Genomic DNA, 20,670 nt, shown 5'->3' on the forward strand with positions numbered 1-20,670 from the left:
GACATGTCCGGCCTCCTCGTGCACAAGGATAGGCTAATGGGTGGGCAGGGGAACCCCGACGAAAGCGTAATGCGGCGAAATGGCGTTATCGCGCGCCGAAAATGGCCGAACCGACACGGACGCTGGTGGCGCCGAACTGCACCGCCGTCTCGAAATCGCCGGACATGCCCATCGACAGCTTCTCGAGCTTGCAGGCGGCGGCCAGCTTGGCGAGCAGGGCGAAATGCGGGCCGGGATTTTCCTCGACCGGCGGAATGCACATCAGCCCCTCTATCTGCAGACCCAGCTCCTGGCGGCAGAGATCGACAAAAGCGACCGTCTCCTCCGGTGGGATGCCGGCCTTCTGCGGCTCCAGCCCGGTGTTGACCTGAACGTAGAGCCTGAGGTTCCGGCCCTGCTTCTGCATCTCTGCGGAGAGCGCGCGGGCAATCTTCTCACGATCGACCGTCTCGATGACGTCGAAAAGGGCGACTGCCTCAGCCGCCTTGTTCGACTGCAGCGGGCCGATCAGGTGCAGTTCGAGGCTGGGCGTTTCAGCCTTCAGCACCGGCCACTTGCCTTGCGCTTCCTGAACCCGGTTCTCTCCGAAGACCCGCTGGCCTGCGGAAATCACCAGCCGGATTGCATCGGCGTCGAAGGTTTTGGACACGGCGACCAGCGTGGCTGCACCCTTGGCGCGATGAGCAGACTTCTCTGCCGCCTGAATCCGGCTCACGACATCCTGCAATCGCTCTTGGACTTCCATGGACCTTTTCTCCGAAACGGATTTCTCAAACCACTCACCGAGCGGATTAGGCAAAGTTGATCGGCTTGCCAAGACCGCCACCCTCATGACGGGCGCAAATCCGCCAAAGTGTCGCGGCAAACCCTTCAAAAACTTGACCGTCAGACGGTTTCGTGGTGAAGGTCACCCCAACTATCATGAGGCGCGCCCTATGCGCCGCAGAACTTCCGGAACATCGAAAAGACATGTCTAGCGAACGATACAATCCGCGTGATGCCGAGCCCCGTTGGCAGCAGGAATGGGAAAAGAACGAGGTCTTCCAGACCGAGAACGACGATCCGCGCGAAAAGTACTACGTGCTAGAGATGTTCCCCTATCCGTCGGGCCGCATCCATATGGGCCACGTGCGCAACTACACCATGGGTGACGTGGTGGCGCGGTACAAGCGTGCCCGCGGCTTCAACGTGCTGCACCCGATGGGCTGGGACGCCTTCGGCATGCCGGCCGAGAACGCCGCCATGGAGCGTGGTGTGCATCCAGCGAGCTGGACCTACCAGAACATCGCTTCGATGAAGGCGCAGCTTAAGGTCATGGGCCTGTCGCTCGACTGGAACCGCGAATTCGCGACCTGTGACCCCGCCTACTACCAGCGCCAGCAGCATCTGTTCCTGGACTTCCTGGAAAAGGGCCTCGTTTACCGCAAGCAGTCCAAGGTCAACTGGGACCCGGTCGACAACACCGTGCTCGCCAACGAGCAGGTGATCGACGGCCGCGGCTGGCGCTCGGGCGCGCTGGTCGAACAGCGCGAACTGACGCAGTGGTTCTTCCGCATCACCGACTTCAGCCAGGAACTGCTCGACGCGCTGGACACGCTGGATCAGTGGCCCGAGAAGGTGCGCCTGATGCAGAAGAACTGGATCGGTCGCTCCGAAGGCCTGTCGCTGCGTTGGGAGCTGGTCGAAGGCACCGCCGGTGACGCGACCGAGCTGACCGTCTACACGACCCGTCCGGACACGCTCTTCGGCGCTTCCTTCCTGGCGATCGCTGCCGACCATCCGCTGGCTAGGCAGGCGGCGGCGACCAATCCGGAAGTCGATGCCTTCTGCGAGGAGTGCCGCCGCGCCGGCACCTCGCTCGCCGCGCTGGAAACGGCAGAAAAGAAGGGCATCGATACCGGCATTCGCGCCAAGCACCCGCTCGATCCGAGCTGGGAACTGCCTGTTTATGTCGCAAATTTCGTACTGATGGACTACGGCACGGGCGCCATCTTCGGCTGCCCCTCCGGTGACCAGCGCGACCTCGACTTCGCCCGCAAATACGACCTGCCGGTTGTTCCGGTCGTTATGCCGAAGGACGGCGATGCCGCAACCTTCGCCATCGGCGACGAGGCCTATATCGGCGACGGCGTGATGATCAACTCGCGCTTCCTCGACGGCCTGTCGACGGAAGAGGCATTTGAGACAGTCGCCTCGAAGCTCGAGCAGGAAACGCTCGACGGCGCGCCGAGCGCCGAGCGCAAGGTGAACTTCCGCCTGCGCGACTGGGGCATTTCGCGTCAGCGCTATTGGGGCTGCCCGATCCCCGTCATCCATTGTGATGACTGCGGTGTCGTGCCGGTTCCGAAGGCCGACCTGCCGGTCATTCTGCCGCCGGACGTCACCTTCGACAAGCCGGGCAATCCGCTCGACCGTCACCCGACCTGGCGCCACGTTGCCTGCCCGCATTGCGGCAAGGATGCCCGGCGCGAGACGGACACGATGGACACCTTCGTCGATTCGTCCTGGTACTTCACCCGCTTCACCGCGCCGTGGGAAGACAATCCGACCGACCCCAAGGTCGCCAACCATTGGCTGCCGGTGGATCAATATATCGGCGGCATCGAGCACGCGATCCTGCACCTGCTCTACTCGCGCTTCTTCACCCGCGCGATGAAGGCGACCGGTCATGTCGCGCTCGACGAGCCGTTCAAGGGTCTCTTCACCCAGGGCATGGTCGTGCACGAAACCTATAGCCGCGGCGAGGGTGCCCAGCGCGAATGGGTGACCCCGGCCGAGATCCGCATCGAGGAAATCGACGGACGCCGCCGCGCCGTGCTGCTCGAGACCGGCGAGGAAATCGCCATCGGCTCGATCGAGAAGATGTCGAAGTCGAAGAAGAACGTCGTCGATCCCGACGACATCATCGCTTCCTATGGCGCCGATACCGCGCGCTTCTTCGTTCTCTCCGATTCGCCGCCGGATCGTGACGTCATCTGGTCCGAAGCCGGTGTCGAAGGATCACATCGCTTCGTCCAGCGCGTATGGCGCTTGATCAGCGAGGCGGCCGAAAAGCTGCGCGGGATCGAAGCCGTACCGGCGCTTGAAGGCGAGGCCCTTGCCGTTTCTCAGGCCGCGCACAAGACGCTGCGCGCGGTCGAGGCGGATTATGACAAGCTGGCCTTCAACAAGGCCGTGGCGCGGATCTATGAGCTCGTGAACACGCTTGCCGCACCGCTGACACAGGTTGCCGCCGGCAAGGCGGACGCAGCGCTCGCGAGCGCTGTAAAGGACGCCACGACGATCCTGGTCAGCCTGATTGCACCGATGACGCCGCACCTCGCCGAGGAATGCTGGCGCGAAATCGGCGGCGGGGGGCTGATCGCGGAGCGCGGCTGGCCGACGTTCAATCCTGCGCTGGTTGTCGAGAACGAAATTACCCTTCCCGTGCAGATCAACGGCAAGAAGCGCGCCGATTTGACAATCGCCCGCGATGCGGATCAGAGTGCGATCGAAAGCGCCGTCCTGGCGCTCGATGCCGTCAAGTCCGCGCTCAACGGCAGCAGCCCCAAGAAAATCATCGTCGTGCCCCAGAGGATCGTCAATGTCGTTGTCTGATAGAGCTGGCTCCCGTATCCGGTCGTTTCCGGTGCTGGCAGGTGTTCTTTTGCTGACCGCGCTCGCCGGCTGCCAGGTCAGGCCGCTCTACTCCGATCCTGTCGGTACGTCGACGGCGCTGGCGGCGATCGAGATCTCCGATGCCGACGAGCGCGTCGAACAGGAAGTCCGCAACGCGCTGATCTTCCTTGTGGCGGGCGGGCAGGGCGAACCGGTAAACCCGCAATATCACCTGTCGCTGGACGTCACGAGCCGCGCCATGGGCGTGCTCTATGATCAGAACAAGGACCGCGTGGATCGGGCAAGCGCCGGACGCATCGTCGTCAAGGCGGACTACAACCTGACGAAGATCGGAACGGGCGAGACGATCAAGTCTGGCAACCGCACGGCGGTCGCGCTTGTCGACTTCTCCGTCCAGGAATTTGCCAAGGTGCGCGCCGTGCGCGATGGCGAAAACCGCGCCGCAAAGGAATTGGCCGAGCTGATCCGGGCTGATGTTGCCGCGGCCCTCAGTCGCTAGTCCGGTGTCGGGATGAGCGAAGTCAAGTCGCACGAATTCGACTCCTTCCTCCAGAAGTCCGTCGGGGTCTACCGGCTGTTCATTCTCTACGGGCCCGATCGCGGGCTCGTATCCGAGCGTGCGTCCGCACTCGCCGCGCGCTGCGGCGTGCCACTGGATGATCCCTTTTCCGTCCTGAAGCTCGATGTCAGCGAGCTGGCGCAATCGCCCGGCCGGCTGCTGGACGAGGTCAATTCCATCGGCCTGTTTGGCGGTGAGAAGCTCATCTGGGTGCGGGGAGCAGCCAACGAGAAGTCACTCGTCGACGCGATGCAGCTTTTGGCGGCCGAGCCGCCCTCAGGCAGCTCTGTGATCGTCGAGGCCGGTGACCTGAAGAAGGGTGCCGCCCTTCGCAAGATCGGCGAGACGGCCCGCTCTGTTGCCTGTATCGCCTGCTACAGTGATGACGTTCGCGGCCTGCAGGCCTTGATTGATAAGGAACTTGGCGACGAGAAGCTGGGAATCACGCCGGCCGCCCGTGCGCGCCTGGTGGACGCTCTCGGCGGCGACCGTCTGGCGTCACGCAACGAGCTGCGCAAGCTCGCCCTTTACTGCCGTGGGAAGACGGCCGTGGACGAGGAGGACGTGCTCGACATCGTCGGCGATGCCAGCGCCATTTCCGTCGATGACGCGGTCGATGCGGTGCTCAAGGGCGATCTCGATGGCCTGCTGCACGCGATGCAAAAGATCACGACCTCGAAGACCCCGGCGTTTCTGGTACTGCAGGCCTGTCTGCGACAGTTCCAGCAGCTCGACGTGATGCGCGCCGAAATGGACGCCAGTCGTCAACAGGCAGGGCAAGTGATTGCGACGCTCGGGCGTGGTCTGCATTTCCGACGCAAACCGATCGTCGAGGCCGCGCTGAAGCAATGGACGGCGCCGGCGATACGCCGTGAACTCAATCGCCTGCAGACAACCATCTTCCAAAGCCGCAGCCGCGCCAGCCTCGAAGAAAGCCTGGTCTTGCAGAACCTCATGGCGATCGCGGTGCAATCCGCACGGCGTTGATGCGTTCGGCCCAGGGGAATTCAGCCGGCTGAGGTCGCTTGCTTCCTTCATTTCCTAGCTGGAATTGCCTCTTTACACGCATGGATCCACGTCCTTGGAGGCGATCCCTTTGAATCTGGTCCATTCGCGCAGAAAGATTAGAGAAATCAATATATTAAGGCGCGCGCCCTTGTTTGCAGGGCGCGCCTCTCGATTGTTCTCACAATGCCGTTTGTAAGCGCTCAGCGGCGCTCGAGCAGCCGGCAGATTTCCTCAAGCTGATCGAGCGTCTTGTAAGCGATGCGAAGATGGCCGCCGGAAGCCTTGTGATTGACGGTCACCTCGAGGCCAAGGCTGTCCGACAGGGTGCGTTCAAGCGCCAGCGTGTCCGCATCCTTCTCGTCGCGGCGTGCCGTCTTGCCGAAATTCGGGTCGTTCTGTGCGCGGATATCGTTCTGGGCGATGCGCTCGGCATCACGCACCGAAAGCCCCTTGGAGACGATCGTGCGGGCCAGCGCCGCCGGATCCGACGTGGGAATCAGCGCGCGCGCATGCCCGGCAGACAGCGCGCCTTCCGACAGCATGTCGCGCACCGGTTCCGGCAATTTCAGCAGTCTCAGGCTGTTGGCGACGTGGCTGCGGCTCTTGCCGATAATTTCGCCGAGATCGTTCTGCGTATAACCGTGCTCGGCAATCAACTGCTCATAGCCGAGCGCCTCGTCGAGCGGGTTGAGATCCGAGCGCTGAACGTTTTCGACGATCGCGATCTCGAGCGCCGTGCGATCGTCAACGTCACGGATAATGACCGGAATCTCGGTGAATCCGGCTAACTGTGCCGCCCGCCAACGACGTTCGCCGGCGATGATCTCGTAGCGGTCGGCGCCGATCGTGCGAGCGACAACAGGCTGAACGATGCCGTGCTGACGAATCGAATTGGCGAGATCCTGAAGTTCGGCTTCGTCGAACTGCCGGCGCGGGTTGCGCGGGTTGCGCGACACGAACTCAATCGGCACACGCCGGTCCGGGTTGACCGGGGCAGGGGCGGAAGCACCTGCCTGCAGCGGTTGATCCATCTCGCCGATCAACGCGGCCAGTCCGCGACCAAGCCGTCTCTTCGAGCTATCGTCGTTCATATCGTCACCCGATTTAAATTACGCTACCGAAATGATTATGCAGCCTTGCGCTGGCGTTCACGCTGAATCACTTCCGATGCCAACTGCAGATAGGCCTGGCTTCCAGCGCATTTCAGATCATAGAGAATCGCAGGCTTGCCATAGGACGGCGCCTCGGAAACGCGAACATTGCGCGGAATGAGCGTGTGATAGACCTTGTCGCCAAGATGGGTCCGGACATCACTGACGACCTGCTGGGCGAGATTGTTGCGCGAGTCGAACATCGTCAGCACGATACCCTGTATATCCAGCGACGGATTCACCGATCGGCGAACCTGATCCACAGTTTCCAACAGCTGGCTGAGACCTTCCAGCGCGAAGAACTCGCACTGCAACGGCACCAGCACGGAATGCGCTGCGGCCATGGCATTCATCGTCAGGAGATTGAACGACGGCGGGCAATCGACGAGCACATAGGAGTACTCCATCGCCGCCGGGCTGACCAAAGCTTTGCGCAGGCGGAAGACCCGGTCCGGTTCCTGAGAAATCTCCATCTCGACGCCGAGAAGATCCATGGTCGAAGGCACAATCGAAAGATTCGGCACAGCGGTTTGCTGTGCTATCTCGTTGATCCCGTGCGAGCCCATCATCAGCTCATAGGATGAGAGGTTCCGATCGCGCCGCTGAATACCCAGACCGGTGCTGGCATTGCCTTGCGGATCGAGATCGACGATGAGGACTCGTTCGCCGATTGCCGCGAGAGCAGTCGCCAGATTGATGGCGGTCGTCGTTTTACCGACTCCACCTTTCTGATTTGCGATTGTGATGATCCGATTTCTTGCGCCAAACATGTTTCCGCTCGCCGATCACTGAACCTTGCGTGATAGATTTGCGATCTCGAGCACAACAGAGTCCGGCTCGACGACGCTTGGATGTTTTACCAGATCGAACTGATAGCGGCCAATGGCTTTGTCGATTTCGCGCTGGTAATCCCGCCCTTTGTGGAAATAGGCGACCGTTTTGCGCTCATCTGCCAGCAACCACGGCGCAGAGTAGTCGAGCAAGAGCGTCAAATCGGCCAAGGCCCGCGCCGAAACCGCGTCGGCGTGCGGAATCACCTTGCCGGCTTCTTCGATTCGAATCGGGTGAACGGAGCCACGCGCGCCCGTTTCGGCCAAGGCGACTCGCAAGAATGCGGCTTTCTTTTTGTTGCTTTCGACGAGATGCACCCAGCCGTCAGCGCACTCCGAGAGATAGATCGCCGTAATGATGCCCGGGAAGCCGCCGCCGCTTCCCAGATCAACCCAGGTCTTTGGCTCGGGCGACAACTGTACAAGCTGCAAGCTATCAACGATATGGCGGCGCCATAGATCCTCAATCGTCGAAGGCGCTACGAGATTGATCGACTTCGCCCACTTCTGAAAAAGGCGGGCAAAGTGCTCCAGGCGTTCATTCGTTTCACGTGAAACACGCAGTCCGTTCAACACATCGATTGGACTCGTTTTCATTGTGCACTTGCCTTTTCTTCGCGTTCTGCGCTTCCGTTTTGACGCTTCAGCCAGGCAAGGATCAGCGATGCGGCGGCGGGCGTCATGCCATCAACCTTCATCACCTGCGACAGATTGCGCGGGGCATGCTGCTTCAGCTTCTGCTTCAACTCATTGGACAATCCCGACAGCCTGTCAAAGTCAAAGCCTTCAGGGATCACCAGATTTTCCTCGCGGCGAATGCCTGCAATATCCGCCGCCTGCCTGTCCATATAGACCGCATAGGCGGCGTCAATTTCCAGCGCCTCGACGACCCGTGAACCAATCGACGACAGCTCCGGCCAGATCGGCACCAAGGCGGAAATCGATTGATCCAGATAGGAGAGGATTTCAAAGGCGGTGCGCCGCTGGCCATCCTGGTTCAGCTTCAGGCCATGACGATTGCCTTCGGCTGGCGTCACCGAGAGGCTCTTCAACAGTTGCCGTCCATCATCGAACTGTACTTGCCAGTCGGTAAAGCGGTCGCGGCGCGCATCTGAAATACAGCCGAGTTCCATCGCCAATGGCGTCAGTCGCGCATCGGCATTATCAGCGCGCAGCGACAAACGATACTCCGCTCGAGATGTAAACATGCGGTAAGGCTCGGTAATGCCGCGCGACGTCAGGTCGTCGATCATGACGCCGATATAGGAGTTGGTGCGGCTGAAGATCACCTCGGGCCGACCGGTCGCCAGCAGCGCCGCATTCAGGCCCGCGACCAGCCCCTGGGCGCCGGCTTCTTCGTAACCTGTCGTCCCGTTGATCTGCCCTGCCAGGAACAGGCCGGGCATCTTGCGCACCGCCAGCGTCGCGTTCAACTCGCGCGGATCCACATGGTCATACTCGATGGCATAGCCGGGCTGCAGGATCGCCACATTCTCCAATCCCGGAATTGTTCGAATGAACGCCTCCTGGGTATCAGCCGGCAATGAGGTCGAGATCCCATTCGGATAGATGGTGTCATCGTCGAGGCCTTCCGGCTCCAAGAAGATCTGATGACCGTCGCGCTCGCCAAAACGCACGATCTTATCTTCGATCGACGGGCAATAGCGCGGACCGACGCCTTCGATCTGACCCGAATACATCGCGGACTTTCCGATATTGTCGGCGATGATCTTGTGGGTGGCCTCGGTCGTGCGCGTCACGCCGCAATCAATCTGACGGTTCAGAATGCGGTCGGTCATGAAGGAGAACGGTACAGGATCCTCGTCGGGACCTTGTCGGCCGACACTGTCCCAATCGATCGTGCGCCCATCCAGGCGTGCCGGCGTACCGGTCTTCAGACGTCCCAGCTTCAGACCATAGCGCAGCAGTGTCGCCGAAAGCCCAACAGAGGGTTCTTCACCAACGCGGCCAGCCGGGATCTTCTGGTCGCCGATATGGATCAGCCCCTTCAGAAAGGTGCCGGTCGTCAAAACCACGGACGTCGATGCAAACGTCCGGCTGTCCTTCATGACGACACCGCTGACCTTGCCATCGCTCTCGATCAAGTCGAAGGCGTCACCCTCAACCACCGTGAGGTTGGCAATGCCGCTTATTTCGCGCTGCATGGCTTCGCGATAAAGGCGCCGGTCGGCCTGCGTGCGCGGACCGCGGACAGCCGGGCCCTTGCGACGGTTGAGCAGGCGAAACTGAATCCCGCCGGCATCGGCGACCCGACCCATCAGACCATCCATGGCATCGATCTCGCGCACGAGATGGCCCTTGCCCAATCCACCAATCGCTGGATTGCAGGACATCACGCCGATGGTCGACGCCTTGTGCGTGATCAGTGCCGTGTTGGCGCCGAGACGTGCAGCCGCGGCAGCCGCCTCGCAACCGGCATGTCCACCGCCAATGACGATAACATCATACTGGGTCATTGCTCATATCTCCAAGCCAGCACACCTTTGCACCGGCACGAATCGTTTCACGTGAAACACAACGAAGGACTCGCAAACGTTGTATCGTTGTTTCCACAGACTATTTTCCGATACAGAATTCGGAAAATATCACATCCAAAAGGTTCTCGACATCCACCCGCCCGGTAATCCGTCCAATCGCGTCTCCGGCAAGACGAAGCTGCTCTGCTCGGATGTCCAGGCCGTAATGTTGCCCCGCCAAGCTCTCTTCGATTGCCCGAAGAGCCTGCCGGAGACTATCGACGTGACGGCGACGTGAAGGCAAGGCAAGGGACGTTCGACCGCTGAGGTCGGGGAGATGGGCGGCGATCTCATCCAGTAGGCGATCCATGCCTTCACCCGTCCGGGTCGAGATCAAAACATCGGCTTCATCAGGAGACCATTGCCGATCATCTCGATCTATCTTCGTTGCTACACGCAAGACGGCAGTGCCGTCAGATGTGATATCGGACAGAGAATCAAAGCCGCTCGCCGTCTCCGAAAGGAGGAGGATCAAATCTGCTCGCTCGATAACTTCTCGCGCGCGACGTATGCCCTCTTGCTCGACACGTTCCTCGGTTTCACGCAGACCGGCGGTGTCATAAAGCTTGACTGAGAATCCGGCTAATGAAAGATCCACCGAGAGCACGTCACGCGTTGTCCCGGCAATTTCCGTGACGATCGCGATATCTCTCTGCGCCAGTGCATTGAGCAAGCTGGACTTTCCGGCGTTCGGCTCACCGGCGATGACGATCTTCAGCCCATCACGGATGATCTCGGCAATCGGCGCATCGGCGATGTGTGCGGCGATCTCCTGTGCAAGCACGGACATGTCCTGCCAGATGCGTTCGCTCACCGAGCCCGGCACATCGTCCTCGTCAGCAAAGTCGAGTTCAGCTTCGATCATCGCCCGCGCATGCGTCAGGCGCTTCGCCCAGGCCGCGTAGACTTTTGATTGCCCGCCGCCGGAGTGTTCGATCGCCAGGCGGCGCTGCATTTCGGTCTCGGCAACGATCAGGTCAGCGAGACCCTCGACTTCCACCAGATCCAACTTGCCGTTCTGGAAGGCGCGCCGTGAAAACTCACCCGCTTCGGCGTGGCGCAGCCCTTCGAACTTCGAAAGCTCCTCGAGCAGGGCGTTCACCGCAGCGCGGCCGCCGTGGATTTGAAACTCGGCGCAGTCCTCGCCCGTGAAAGAGGCAGGACCAGGGAAATAGAGAACGAGGCCGCTATCGATCACGAAACCGTTGCGAGAGCGAATCGATTTGAGCGTCGCTATCCGCGGTGATGGGGCCTCGCCACACAATGCCTCAAGCACCGCTGCGGTGTGCTGGCCGCTGACACGCACAACCGCGACACCAGCGGGAAGGGCTCCGCTGGAAAGCGCATATATCGTGTGCATCGCTGTCATTGGCTCACCTGGAAAGACCGCCGAGACGGCAGGGCGCCTCGCTGGTCGAAACAATGGGGATCGTCGAAGTTCCAGACCGGATCGTTTTTTCTTCGCGGAGCGTGCTCACGCAGAATGGAAACGGCATCTCAAAGGGTCGGGGAGCTTATGCCGAAACGGCGCCGAAATATCAAGGTCCCGCCACGCTCATGTTTCACAGCGTCGGTGTGTTTCACGTGAATCAGCCGGAGCGATCACCTCTCCCAGATCCCGGAGAGAACGAGATTGTTGCGAAGCCGAATCAATGAGGAAGAAGAATCCGGATAAGGTTCTGGGAAAACAAAAGACCGGTCGACGATAGGTCGACCGGTCTTTGAAATCGGATATCGAACGGGTCTTACGTGTTCATCGAGTCGAAGAAATCGCCATTGTTCTTCGTCTGCTTGAGCTTGTCGATGAGGAACTCGATCGCGTCGGTCGTGCCCATCGGCGCCAGGATGCGGCGGAGCACGAAGATCTTCTGCAGATCCTGGCGCGGCACCAGCAGGTCCTCCTTACGCGTGCCGGACTTGAGAATGTCCATCGCCGGGAAGATGCGCTTGTCGGCGACCTTGCGGTCGAGCACGATTTCCGAGTTGCCGGTGCCCTTGAATTCTTCGAAGATGACTTCGTCCATGCGGCTGCCGGTATCGATCAGCGCGGTCGCGATAATCGTCAGCGAGCCACCCTCTTCGATGTTACGGGCGGCACCGAAGAAGCGCTTCGGACGCTGCAGCGCATTGGCGTCGACACCACCGGTCAGGACCTTGCCCGATGACGGAACAACCGTGTTGTAGGCGCGGCCGAGGCGGGTGATCGAGTCGAGCAGGATGACGACGTCGCGGCCGTGTTCGACAAGACGCTTCGCCTTTTCGATCACCATTTCGGCGACCTGGACGTGGCGCGTCGCCGGCTCGTCGAAGGTCGATGAAACGACTTCGCCCTTCACCGAGCGCTGCATGTCCGTCACTTCTTCCGGACGCTCGTCGATCAGAAGAACGATCAGATAGCATTCCGGATGATTGGCGGTGATCGAGTGCGCGATGTTCTGCAACAGAACCGTCTTGCCGGTGCGCGGCGGTGCGACGATCAGACCGCGCTGGCCTTTGCCGAGCGGCGCCACCAGATCGATGACGCGGGCGGAGAGATCTTTCGACGTCGGAACCTCGAGTTCCATCTTGAAGCGCTCGTTAGGATAGAGCGGCGTCAGGTTGTCGAAGTGAACCTTGTGACGGATCTTTTCCGGATCGTCGAAATTGATGGTGTTGACTTTGAGGAGAGCGAAGTAGCGCTCGCCTTCTTTCGGTCCGCGGATCGGGCCCTCGACCGTGTCGCCGGTCTTCAGCGAGAAGCGGCGGATCTGGGAAGGCGAGATGTAGATATCATCAGGGCCGGGAAGGTAGTTTGCATTCGCGGACCGGAGAAAGCCGAACCCATCCTGCAGCACTTCAACAACGCCTTCGCCGATGATTTCGATATCCTGAGCCGCGAGCATCTTGAGGATCGCGAACATCAGCTCCTGCTTGCGCATCGTGCTGGCGTTCTCCACCTCGAGCTCCTCGGCAAAGGCGAGCAGATCGGTCGGCGTCTTGTTCTTGAGTTCTTGTAGCTTCATTTCAGCCATGAAGGATCCATGTTTGGTATGGGTAGTGGAGAGATGGCGAGTATTCGTTGGGGAGCTGCGGCTGGAAGAGGCAGGCTCTTGTCTTTGTCACAAGCCATGAAGAGGAGATGGCAGAAAATAGCGATTCACGTGAAACCCTGCAAGGGGCTGTCGCAAATTAGAAACGACTATTGCAAATCACGAATCGATTAAATTCAGAACGGCTTCACCACGACCATGATCACGATGAGAATCATCAGCAGCGTCGGGGCCTCGTTCATCAGCCGCCAATAGCGCGCATCGTGCTTGTTTTCGTCACGCTGAAATTCGCGAACGCCACGGCTGAAGCGCATGTGGACTGCCGTCAAAAGCACCACGAACAGCAGCTTGGCGTGCAGCCACCCGCCGTGGAAGCCATAGACGCTCCAGGCGAGGTAGAGGCCGAGCACCCAGGAGATCATCATCGCCGGGTTCATGATCACCTTCAGCAGCCGCATCTCCATCATCTTGAAGGTTTCCGATTGCGCGGAGCCCGGCGCGGCGTCGGTGTGGTAGATGAAAAGGCGCGGCATGTAGAGCAGGGCTGCCATCCATGACATCACCGCGATGACATGCAACGCCTTGATCCAGAGATAGAAATCATCCGGCCGCCAGACGAAGAGACCGACGAGAAGCGCCACGAAAGCACCAAGCGCGATCGTTGCCCTGAGCCGCGCCCTGTTGCCGGGCGCTAAGTCGGTCTGCTTCTCGGCCATCATTGCGCTCCACGAACCCGCGCAACCAGCGCCGACACGTGATCCGGATCGGCCTGCGGCGTGATGCCATGGCCGAGATTGAAGATCAGCGGCCCATGGCCAAGCGCATCGAGAATACGATCGATGCCTTCCTCGAGCGCCATGCCGCCCGCCACGACCCGCATCGGATCGAGATTGCCCTGGACCGGCCCTTCCTTCTGCAGATCCTTCGCAAAGGAAAGCGGCACGGTCCAGTCAAGGCCGATGGCGTCGGCGCCCGTCGCCTGGCGATAAGTCTTCAACAACTGACCGGCGCCTTTTGCAAAGGCGATAATCTTTGCATGCGGCCGCTGCGCCCTGACCGAAGCGATCATGCGCTGCACCGGCTTGACCGCGTAACGGGCGAATTCCTCCTCGCCGAGAACGCCGGCCCAGGAATCGAAGATCTGCACGGCATCGGCGCCGGCATCGATCTGCCGCACGAGATAATCGGCCGAGACATCCGCCAGGAAGGACAGCAGATGATCGAAGGCTTCCGGGTTGCGGTAGGCGAAAAGGCGGGCAGGGGCCTGGTCCGGCGTCCCGTGTCCGGCGATCATATAGGTCGCAACCGTCCAGGGAGCGCCACAGAAACCGAGCAGGGTCGTTTCGACGGGAAGTTCAGCGCGCAACCGCGATACCGTCTCAAAGACAGGCTGGAGGTGCTCAGCGATGCCCTCCGGCTTCAGGCGCAAAATACCGTCGACATCGATCGGATCCATTCGTGGCCCGTGGCCTTCCTCGAAGCGCACATTGCGTTTCAGAGCATCGGGAATGACCAGGATATCGGAGAAGAGGATGGCAGCGTCGAAAGCGTATCGACGGATCGGCTGCAGCGTCACCTCGACTGCGAGATCGGGTGTGTAACAGAGATCGAGGAAGCTCCCGGCCGTAGCCCGTGTAGCCCTGTACTCCGGCAGGTAACGGCCTGCCTGGCGCATCAGCCAGATCGGAGGAGGAGACACCGTCTTCCCTGCCAAAACCTCCAGAACCTTTCTGCGCGTTTCGGTCACGGATCATCTCTCCCAATATAAAATCAAAGATATTTAGAAGGTTTCTATTTCTTAGAGTCGGTGGGTATCAAGGATTAAAACAAGCCACTGACTTGTCCACGGCTGTCGCTCGGGACAACGCGCGATGGGACAGTATCTGGGCAATCTGGAAAAACAGTGCAGAGAGACGAATAAAGGCATTTGGATTCAGTCGGTTAGCGGAACCACGGATTTGGTCACGCTTGTGGACAAGCGGTTGATACGCGTGACACTTTGTCATCGTCGCGAGTCTTTTCCACATTTGCCCCGAAACGGTTTCCGCGACAGCGCCAATTGTGAATAAGTCGGCAGTTTTCCACTTGCCTGGGTCGGCGCCCCGTCGTTAGCTGTCTTTCATCCCGGCTTATCAACAGCACCAGGAGAATTGCGTGGAGAACAAGAAAAACTACTTCCACCTTCACCTGATTTCGGACTCGACGGGCGAGACTCTGATTGCTGCCGGACGCGCCGCCGCCGCTCAGTTTCAGAGCTCGCATGCGCTGGAGCATGTCTATCCGTTGATCCGCAACCGCAAACAGTTGCTGCAGGTCCTCGACGCCATCGATGGTGCGCCCGGCATCGTGCTCTATACGATTGTCGACCGCGAACTCGCCGATGTCATCGATCGGCGTTGCCGCGAGATGGGTGTCCCTTGCGTCTCGGTGCTCGATCCGATCATCGACCTCTTCCAGTCCTATCTGGGATCGCCGTCGCGCCGCCGTTCGGGCGCCCAGCACGTGATGGATGCGGAGTATTTCGCCCGCATCGACGCGCTCAATTTCACGATGGACCATGACGACGGTCAGTTGCCCGCCGATTTCGACGAGGCGGATGTCGTTCTGGTCGGCATCAGCCGGACGTCGAAGACGCCGACCAGCATCTATCTCGCCAACCGCGGCATCAAGACGGTCAACATCCCGATCGTTCCGGGCGTGCCGCTACCCGAAAGATTGATGGAGGCGACGAAGCCGCTCGTCGTCGGCCTGATCGCCACGGCCGACCGTATCTCGCAGGTGCGCCAGCACCGGGTGCTCGGAACGACGCAGGGCTTTCACGGCGATCAATATACGGACAAGGCCTCGATTACCGAGGAACTGAAATATGCCCGGTCGCTTTGCGCCCGCAACAATTGGCCGGTCATCGACGTCACCCGCCGTTCGATCGAGGAAACCGCGGCGGCAATCGTTGCCCTGCGTCCGCGTCTGCGCTAGACCCGAATCGAACAATACGGGAACCTGCATGATGAATCTTTCGCTCGTCCTGGCCTCGGCAAGCCCGTTTCGACGTGCGCTCCTGGAAAATGCCGGCCTCGTTTTCGAGGCGAAGGCAGCCAAGATCGATGAACGTGCGCTGGAAAAGCCACTCGAAGAAGCCGGTGTGGCACCCGAAACTGTAGCGCTCGCGCTGGCGGAGGCAAAGGCGCGCGACGTCGCCGGCCATTTCGGCGACGCGTTGGTGATCGGCTCCGACCAGACCATGTCTCTGGAAGCACGGGTCTATCATAAGCCGAAGGACATGGCGGAAGCGGCTCAGCATTTGCTGTCTCTGTCCGGAAAGACCCATCGCCTGAACAGCGCCATCGTGCTTTTGCGCGGTGAAGAGGTTGTCTGGCGGCACGTTTCTTCCGCCCACATGACGGTGCGGCCGCTGACGGCAGGTTTCGTCGATCGCCACTTGCAGCGTGTTGGCGAAAAGGCGCTTTCGAGCGTCGGCGCCTATCAGCTGGAGGGCGAGGGGATCCAGCTGTTCGAAAAGATCGAAGGCGACTACTTCACCATCCTCGGTCTTCCGATGCTGCCGCTGCTCGCCAAACTTCGTGAACTGGGAACGATCGATGCGTGATTCACGTGAAACATTTGTTAACCACGCCTTCGTCACCGGCTATCCGATCAAGCACTCCCGGTCGCCTCTGATCCATGGTTATTGGCTGAATGAGCTCGGTCTACCCGGCAGCTATCGCGCGCACGAGGTCAGGCCGGAAGATTTTTCCGCTTTCATCGAAAGCCTCAAGGACGGAACGTCCGGCTTCTGTGGCGGCAATGTCACCATCCCGCACAAGGAGCTCGCCTGTCGCCTGGCGGATCGGCCGGATGAGCTGAGCCAGGAGCTCGGCGCCGCCAACACGCTTTGGCTCAGGGATGGAGAGGTGCACGCCACCAACACCGATGGCCGCGGCTTCGTTGCCAATCTCGATGAGCGGGCGGCTGGCTGGGACAAGACGTCGACCGCAGTCATCCTCGGCGCAGGCGGCGCCAGCCGTGCGATCATTCAGGCCGTCCGTGATCGCGGCATCAAGACGATCCACGTCATCAATCGGACGGTCGAGCGGGCGAAGGAACTCGCCGATCGTTTCGGTCCGGCGGTCGAAGCGCATCCGATGGGCGCGCTCAAAGACGTGATGGCGGGTGCCGGCCTGTTCATCAACACCACGTCACTAGGCATGGATGGCAGCGAAGCGCCCTCGCTCGATTTCGGCGTCATGGCTTCCAGCGCCGTCGTCACGGACATTGTCTATGTTCCCCTGAAGACGCCGATCCTTGCGCAGGCAGAGGCGCAAGGTTTTGCGATCGTCGACGGTTTGGGCATGCTCCTGCACCAGGCCGTGCCCGGCTTCGAGCTCTGGTTCGGCTGTCGGCCGACGGTCGACGCCACGCTTCGACAACGCATCATCGATGACATGGAAAGACACTGATGATTGTCCTTGGGCTCACGGGATCGATCGCCATGGGCAAGTCGACGACGGCCCAGATGTTCCGTGATTTCGGCGTTCCGGTGAACGATGCCGACGAGGTCGTGCACCAACTTTATCGCGGCGAGGCGGTTGCAGCGGTTGAAGCGGCTTTTCCCGGAACGACGAAAGACGGCGAGATTGACCGAGCCGAACTGTCGCGCCAGCTCATGGAGGCGCCGGGACGGCTGTCCGAACTCGAGGCGATCGTACATCCGCTCGTGCGCAAGAAGGAACAGGAATTCCTTGCAAAGTACGCGGCCACGGCTGCGCCTTTTGTCGTCCTGGATATCCCGCTGCTGTTTGAAACGGAAGCGGAAAAACGGGTCGACCGCGTCGTCGTGGTGACCTGCTCGGCCGAGCTCCAGCGCGAAAGGGCGCTGAAGCGCCCGGGAATGACAGAGGAAAAACTCGCAATGATCCTTGCGCGGCAGGTGCCGGACAGCGAAAAGCGTAAACGCGCCGACTACATCATCGATACCAGCGACAGTTTCGACGTCACCCGCGGCCAGGTGAAGGCCGTCGTCGACGAACTCGCAGCCAGAAACGGAGACGCGGATGCGTGAGATCATCTTCGATACGGAAACGACGGGCCTCGACAATCGCGAGGACCGGGTGATCGAAATCGGCGGTGTCGAACTCGAGAACCAGTTTCCGACCGGCCGCACGCTGCATATCTTCATCAATCCCGGCAGCCGCAAGGTTCATCCGGATGCGCTCGCCATCCACGGGATCAGCGACGACTTCCTGAAGGACAAGCCGCCCTTCGCCGATGTCGTCGATGAGATCCTAGATTTCTTCGGTGATGCGCGTTGGGTCGCCCACAACGCCACCTTCGACATGGGCTTCGTCAACGCCGAGTTCGCGCGTCTGGGACTGCCGCCGATCGCCATCGATCGGGTGACGGACACATTGGCGCTTGCTCGCCGCAAGCATCCGATGGGGCCGAACTCGCTCGATGCGCTTTGCCGTCGTTACGGCATCGACAATTCGCACCGCGCGAAACACGGCGCTCTTCTCGACTCCGAACTGCTCGCCGAAGTCTATATTGAGATGATCGGTGGTCGTCAGGCAGCGCTCGGCCTTGTCTCGACGAAATCGGCGGGGCAGTCGATCGAGCTCGATGATGTGCCGATCGTCATCGGCCAGCGTCCGCGTCCGCTGCCGAGCCGGCTGTCGGAGGACGAACTTGCGGCTCACGCTGCGCTGATTGCCAAGATCGGCTCCAAGGCGATCTGGGCAAAATACGATCCCCAGGAATAATCAGGCATCAAAAAAGCCCGGCGTGAGCCGGGCTTCATTGTTTCAGCGTTCTGATTTTCGATCAGTTCGCGGTTTCGTTCGAGTTCGAAACCTGAGCACGGACCTTTTCTTCTGCCATGCGCTGCGCGAACATCTGCGCGAAGTCGATCGGGTCGATCATCAGCGGCGGGAAGCCACCGTTGCGGGTCGCGTCGGCAACGATCTGGCGCGCGAACGGGAACAGCAGGCGCGGGCACTCGATGAAGAGCAGCGGCAGCATGTGCTCCTGCGGGAAGCCTGCAACGCGGAAGACGCCGCCATAGGCGAGCTCGACATTGAAGAGAACACGGTCGCCGTCCTTGGCTTCGGCGTTCAGTGACAGAACGACGTCGAAATCGTTCTCTGCGAGCGGATTGGCGTTGACATTGACGTTGATGTTGATCGACGGCGCCTTGTCACGAGCCTGCAGCGAACGCGGAGCGCCCGGGTTTTCGAAGGAAAGGTCCTTGATATACTGGGCGAGGATGTTCAGCGACGGGCTCTGCTGCGCGCTGCCGTTGCCGTTGGATGCGGTATCAGTCGTCATAAGGGTTCCTCGACATCAATTCGGTGAGGCCATCTAGCATTTCGGCCTAGGGCTTACAACCCTGCGGACCCGGCGCTTTCAGGCGGATGCGCGTACCTTTGCTCCAAAGCGCCAAGCCGAGATTATGCTCCGGAATGTGGGCGACAGAGTGCCGGATGCGCATTCCGCCAAACGCTCCTCGTCTAGGGGCGATCGCGGTCCCCACCTTGCGGCGGATCATCGTCGTCCTTCCGCGAAAATTCGCCTTCGTTAAGGTCGATGACGCGCGTCGAGGGTCGTGGCTGCCGCGGGTCGTCTTGTGGGTACCAGTTCGTCCCGGATGCCGCCGTCACGATCGCCATCCTCTTGCGCAGATAGGCCGCCACCGCGTTGCGGACAAAGGGCAGAAACAGGAGGAGACCGATCACGTCGCTGACGAAGCCCGGTACGACGAGCAGGATCGCCGCAACGAACAGCAAGGCGCCGCCGATCACCTCCCGGCCCGGGTCACTGCCGGTGCGAGTGGCATCCTGCATCCTGCGGATGACGGTAAATCCCTGGACTCGGAGCAGGATCACACCCACAAATGCGCTTGCAAGCACCAGAAGCAGCGTCATCCAAAGTCCGATCTCTCGGCCGACGACGACGAAACCGGCGATCTCGGCGAGCGGGAGCCCGAAGATGACAAGGGGAATAAGCAATGAGCGCATCAATCTGCCCGAAAATGAAACCTGGTGTTCTCTTAAATCGTCTCCGACTTAAGAGCAAAACATGCAGCAACTCTAAAGCGCCACAGCGACCTTTGTGCGTCTTAAAAGACGTTCGGTGCTGTAAGGGTGCGACATCGCCATTTGAATGATCTATTCTTGCGGACTATATGGAATAGCCACGAGAAATTCTAACAGCGGTTCCGGGTGGAAATGGGCTCTTTTGACTTTATCACGTTTTTTTTCCTGATCGCCGCGGTGGTCATCTTCCTGCAACTGCGCAGCGTTTTGGGCCGCCGGACAGGAAGCGAACGGCCGCCATTCGATCCCTATTCGCCGCGTGACATGAGCCAGGGGCCGGAAAACGGCGACAAGGGCAAGGTCGTGCAATTGCCGCGACGCGAGAGCGCGGAAGAAGAAGCGGGTCGTTACGAATCGATCGATGCCTTCGCCAAGGCTGGCACAACGTTGAACACCCAGCTTCGGGCGCTGAGCGACGCTGATCCGAGCTTCGATCCCAAGGAATTCGTCAACGGCGCCAAGATGGCCTACGAGATGATCGTCATGGCCTTTGCTGACGGTGACCGCAAGACGCTGAAGAACCTGTTGTCCCGCGAGGTCTATGAAGGCTTCGACGCGGCGATCACCGACCGCGAGCGCAAGGGCGAAGTCGTCAAGTCCACCTTCGTCGGCATTGACAAGGCCGACATCATTCACGCCGAAGTGAAGGACAGCGAAGAGAACATCACGGTCCGTATCGTCAGCCAGCTGATTTCGGCGACCTATGACAAGCAGGGTGGCCTGATCGACGGCGACGCCGAGTCGGTTGCCGAGGTCAACGATCTCTGGACCTTTGCGCGCGACATCCGTTCGCGGGATCCGAACTGGAAGCTGATCGCCACCGAATCCGAAAATTGAGCGGCCGTGGTGA

Annotated in this window: 20 protein-coding genes; 9 read left to right on the forward strand and 11 right to left on the reverse strand. The window is 60.3% G+C overall.

All coding sequences use genetic code 11. From position 1 onward, the window contains the following. Positions 1-85 precede the first annotated feature (85 nt). Positions 86-745 (reverse strand): YggS family pyridoxal phosphate-dependent enzyme, encoded by a 660-nt coding sequence (locus ASE60_RS18615; RefSeq protein WP_057252010.1) that lies wholly within the window; start codon positions 743-745, stop codon positions 86-88. 224 nt (positions 746-969) lie between these two features. On the opposite strand from ASE60_RS18615, the gene leuS reads away from it, so the two are divergent. The 3 genes from leuS to holA are packed head-to-tail and all read left to right on the forward strand — an operon-like array spanning position 970 to position 5,164. Then, positions 970-3,597, forward strand: a complete 2,628-nt coding sequence (gene leuS, locus ASE60_RS18620) for a leucine--tRNA ligase (RefSeq protein ID WP_057252011.1) — start codon at positions 970-972, stop codon at positions 3,595-3,597. After that, the gene (gene lptE / locus ASE60_RS18625) at positions 3,584-4,117 is read left to right on the forward strand and encodes an LPS assembly lipoprotein LptE (protein ID WP_057252012.1); all 534 of its coding nucleotides are present in this window, start codon (positions 3,584-3,586) and stop codon (positions 4,115-4,117) included. Before leuS ends, lptE begins: the two co-directional genes overlap by 14 nt. 12 nt (positions 4,118-4,129) lie before the next feature. Continuing rightward, positions 4,130-5,164 carry a DNA polymerase III subunit delta gene (gene holA, locus ASE60_RS18630; protein ID WP_057252013.1) on the forward strand — a complete coding sequence of 345 codons (1,035 nt, stop codon included), beginning with the start codon at positions 4,130-4,132 and terminating at the stop codon, positions 5,162-5,164. A 221-nt stretch (positions 5,165-5,385) separates the two neighbouring features. Here holA and ASE60_RS18635 read toward each other — a convergent pair whose 3' ends face one another. From ASE60_RS18635 to hemE, 8 genes are all read right to left on the reverse strand, one after another. Next, a complete protein-coding gene (locus ASE60_RS18635; protein WP_057252014.1) occupies positions 5,386-6,276 on the reverse strand; it encodes a ParB/RepB/Spo0J family partition protein in 891 nt (296 codons plus the stop codon). Positions 6,277-6,311: 35 nt separating this feature from the next. Beyond that, positions 6,312-7,106, reverse strand: coding sequence for a ParA family protein (locus ASE60_RS18640; RefSeq protein ID WP_057252015.1), 795 nt, complete (start codon positions 7,104-7,106; stop codon positions 6,312-6,314). Positions 7,107-7,121: 15 nt separating this feature from the next. Beyond that, positions 7,122-7,763 (reverse strand): 16S rRNA (guanine(527)-N(7))-methyltransferase RsmG, encoded by a 642-nt coding sequence (gene rsmG, locus ASE60_RS18645; RefSeq protein ID WP_057252016.1) that lies wholly within the window; start codon positions 7,761-7,763, stop codon positions 7,122-7,124. After that, entirely contained in the window at positions 7,760-9,643 is a 1,884-nt protein-coding gene (gene mnmG, locus ASE60_RS18650; RefSeq protein ID WP_057252017.1) for a tRNA uridine-5-carboxymethylaminomethyl(34) synthesis enzyme MnmG, read from the reverse strand. The genes rsmG and mnmG overlap by 4 nt, the downstream gene beginning before the upstream one ends. Before the next feature lie 100 nt (positions 9,644-9,743). Next, positions 9,744-11,072, reverse strand: coding sequence for a tRNA uridine-5-carboxymethylaminomethyl(34) synthesis GTPase MnmE (gene mnmE, locus ASE60_RS18655; RefSeq protein ID WP_057252018.1), 1,329 nt, complete (start codon positions 11,070-11,072; stop codon positions 9,744-9,746). A 376-nt stretch (positions 11,073-11,448) separates the two neighbouring features. After that, positions 11,449-12,714, reverse strand: coding sequence for a transcription termination factor Rho (rho, locus tag ASE60_RS18660; protein ID WP_093233478.1), 1,266 nt, complete (start codon positions 12,712-12,714; stop codon positions 11,449-11,451). Positions 12,715-12,908: 194 nt separating this feature from the next. Next, the gene (gene hemJ, locus ASE60_RS18665) at positions 12,909-13,451 is read right to left on the reverse strand and encodes a protoporphyrinogen oxidase HemJ (RefSeq protein WP_057252019.1); all 543 of its coding nucleotides are present in this window, start codon (positions 13,449-13,451) and stop codon (positions 12,909-12,911) included. After that, the gene (gene hemE, locus ASE60_RS18670; RefSeq protein ID WP_057252020.1) at positions 13,448-14,479 is read right to left on the reverse strand and encodes a uroporphyrinogen decarboxylase; all 1,032 of its coding nucleotides are present in this window, start codon (positions 14,477-14,479) and stop codon (positions 13,448-13,450) included. The genes hemJ and hemE overlap by 4 nt, the downstream gene beginning before the upstream one ends. A gap of 407 nt (positions 14,480-14,886) precedes the next feature. On the opposite strand from hemE, the gene ASE60_RS18675 reads away from it, so the two are divergent. The 5 genes from ASE60_RS18675 to dnaQ are packed head-to-tail and all read left to right on the forward strand — an operon-like array spanning position 14,887 to position 18,488. Next, positions 14,887-15,708 (forward strand): pyruvate, water dikinase regulatory protein, encoded by an 822-nt coding sequence (locus tag ASE60_RS18675; protein WP_057252021.1) that lies wholly within the window; start codon positions 14,887-14,889, stop codon positions 15,706-15,708. 31 nt (positions 15,709-15,739) lie between these two features. Next, on the forward strand, positions 15,740-16,339 hold the full coding sequence (locus ASE60_RS18680; protein ID WP_057252123.1) for a Maf-like protein: 600 nt from the start codon (positions 15,740-15,742) through the stop codon (positions 16,337-16,339). Continuing rightward, on the forward strand, positions 16,332-17,189 hold the full coding sequence (locus tag ASE60_RS18685) for a shikimate dehydrogenase (RefSeq protein WP_057252022.1): 858 nt from the start codon (positions 16,332-16,334) through the stop codon (positions 17,187-17,189). The genes ASE60_RS18680 and ASE60_RS18685 overlap by 8 nt, the downstream gene beginning before the upstream one ends. Next, positions 17,189-17,791 (forward strand): dephospho-CoA kinase, encoded by a 603-nt coding sequence (gene coaE / locus ASE60_RS18690; RefSeq protein ID WP_057252023.1) that lies wholly within the window; start codon positions 17,189-17,191, stop codon positions 17,789-17,791. Before ASE60_RS18685 ends, coaE begins: the two co-directional genes overlap by 1 nt. Beyond that, entirely contained in the window at positions 17,784-18,488 is a 705-nt protein-coding gene (dnaQ, locus tag ASE60_RS18695) for a DNA polymerase III subunit epsilon (protein ID WP_057252024.1), read from the forward strand. Before coaE ends, dnaQ begins: the two co-directional genes overlap by 8 nt. 61 nt (positions 18,489-18,549) lie before the next feature. Here the strand turns inward: dnaQ and secB are convergent, their stop codons facing one another. Together secB and ASE60_RS18705 are read right to left on the reverse strand one after the other, a co-directional pair. Beyond that, positions 18,550-19,053: a protein-export chaperone SecB gene (gene secB / locus ASE60_RS18700; RefSeq protein WP_057252025.1), complete on the reverse strand. Its 504-nt coding sequence runs from the start codon at positions 19,051-19,053 to the stop codon at positions 18,550-18,552. 182 nt (positions 19,054-19,235) lie between these two features. After that, a complete protein-coding gene (locus ASE60_RS18705; RefSeq protein WP_057252026.1) occupies positions 19,236-19,742 on the reverse strand; it encodes an FxsA family protein in 507 nt (168 codons plus the stop codon). Between the two features lie 210 nt (positions 19,743-19,952). Between ASE60_RS18705 and ASE60_RS18710 the strand changes: the two genes are divergently transcribed. Beyond that, positions 19,953-20,657: a Tim44/TimA family putative adaptor protein gene (locus ASE60_RS18710; protein WP_057252027.1), complete on the forward strand. Its 705-nt coding sequence runs from the start codon at positions 19,953-19,955 to the stop codon at positions 20,655-20,657. Positions 20,658-20,670: the final 13 nt, after the last annotated feature.

This window comes from Ensifer sp. Root278 (assembly GCF_001429285.1).
Taxonomy (GTDB): Bacteria; Pseudomonadota; Alphaproteobacteria; order Rhizobiales; family Rhizobiaceae; genus Ensifer.

What these genes read in the sequence shown, in the direction of transcription:
- mnmG (WP_057252017.1), bottom strand. Translation starts at nt 9,643, where the DNA reads ATGACCCAGTATGATGTTATCGTCATTGGCGGTGGACATGCCGGTTGC.
- rsmG (WP_057252016.1), bottom strand. Translation starts at nt 7,763, where the DNA reads ATGAAAACGAGTCCAATCGATGTGTTGAACGGACTGCGTGTTTCACGT.
- dnaQ (WP_057252024.1), top strand. Translation starts at nt 17,784, where the DNA reads ATGCGTGAGATCATCTTCGATACGGAAACGACGGGCCTCGACAATCGC.
- ASE60_RS18680 (WP_057252123.1), top strand. Translation starts at nt 15,740, where the DNA reads ATGAATCTTTCGCTCGTCCTGGCCTCGGCAAGCCCGTTTCGACGTGCG.
- ASE60_RS18615 (WP_057252010.1), bottom strand. Translation starts at nt 745, where the DNA reads ATGGAAGTCCAAGAGCGATTGCAGGATGTCGTGAGCCGGATTCAGGCG.
- holA (WP_057252013.1), top strand. Translation starts at nt 4,130, where the DNA reads ATGAGCGAAGTCAAGTCGCACGAATTCGACTCCTTCCTCCAGAAGTCC.
- ASE60_RS18635 (WP_057252014.1), bottom strand. Translation starts at nt 6,276, where the DNA reads ATGAACGACGATAGCTCGAAGAGACGGCTTGGTCGCGGACTGGCCGCG.
- ASE60_RS18710 (WP_057252027.1), top strand. Translation starts at nt 19,953, where the DNA reads ATGGGCTCTTTTGACTTTATCACGTTTTTTTTCCTGATCGCCGCGGTG.
- ASE60_RS18705 (WP_057252026.1), bottom strand. Translation starts at nt 19,742, where the DNA reads ATGCGCTCATTGCTTATTCCCCTTGTCATCTTCGGGCTCCCGCTCGCC.
- ASE60_RS18640 (WP_057252015.1), bottom strand. Translation starts at nt 7,106, where the DNA reads ATGTTTGGCGCAAGAAATCGGATCATCACAATCGCAAATCAGAAAGGT.
- ASE60_RS18685 (WP_057252022.1), top strand. Translation starts at nt 16,332, where the DNA reads ATGCGTGATTCACGTGAAACATTTGTTAACCACGCCTTCGTCACCGGC.
- coaE (WP_057252023.1), top strand. Translation starts at nt 17,189, where the DNA reads ATGATTGTCCTTGGGCTCACGGGATCGATCGCCATGGGCAAGTCGACG.
- lptE (WP_057252012.1), top strand. Translation starts at nt 3,584, where the DNA reads ATGTCGTTGTCTGATAGAGCTGGCTCCCGTATCCGGTCGTTTCCGGTG.
- mnmE (WP_057252018.1), bottom strand. Translation starts at nt 11,072, where the DNA reads ATGACAGCGATGCACACGATATATGCGCTTTCCAGCGGAGCCCTTCCC.
- secB (WP_057252025.1), bottom strand. Translation starts at nt 19,053, where the DNA reads ATGACGACTGATACCGCATCCAACGGCAACGGCAGCGCGCAGCAGAGC.
- leuS (WP_057252011.1), top strand. Translation starts at nt 970, where the DNA reads ATGTCTAGCGAACGATACAATCCGCGTGATGCCGAGCCCCGTTGGCAG.
- hemJ (WP_057252019.1), bottom strand. Translation starts at nt 13,451, where the DNA reads ATGATGGCCGAGAAGCAGACCGACTTAGCGCCCGGCAACAGGGCGCGG.
- rho (WP_093233478.1), bottom strand. Translation starts at nt 12,714, where the DNA reads ATGGCTGAAATGAAGCTACAAGAACTCAAGAACAAGACGCCGACCGAT.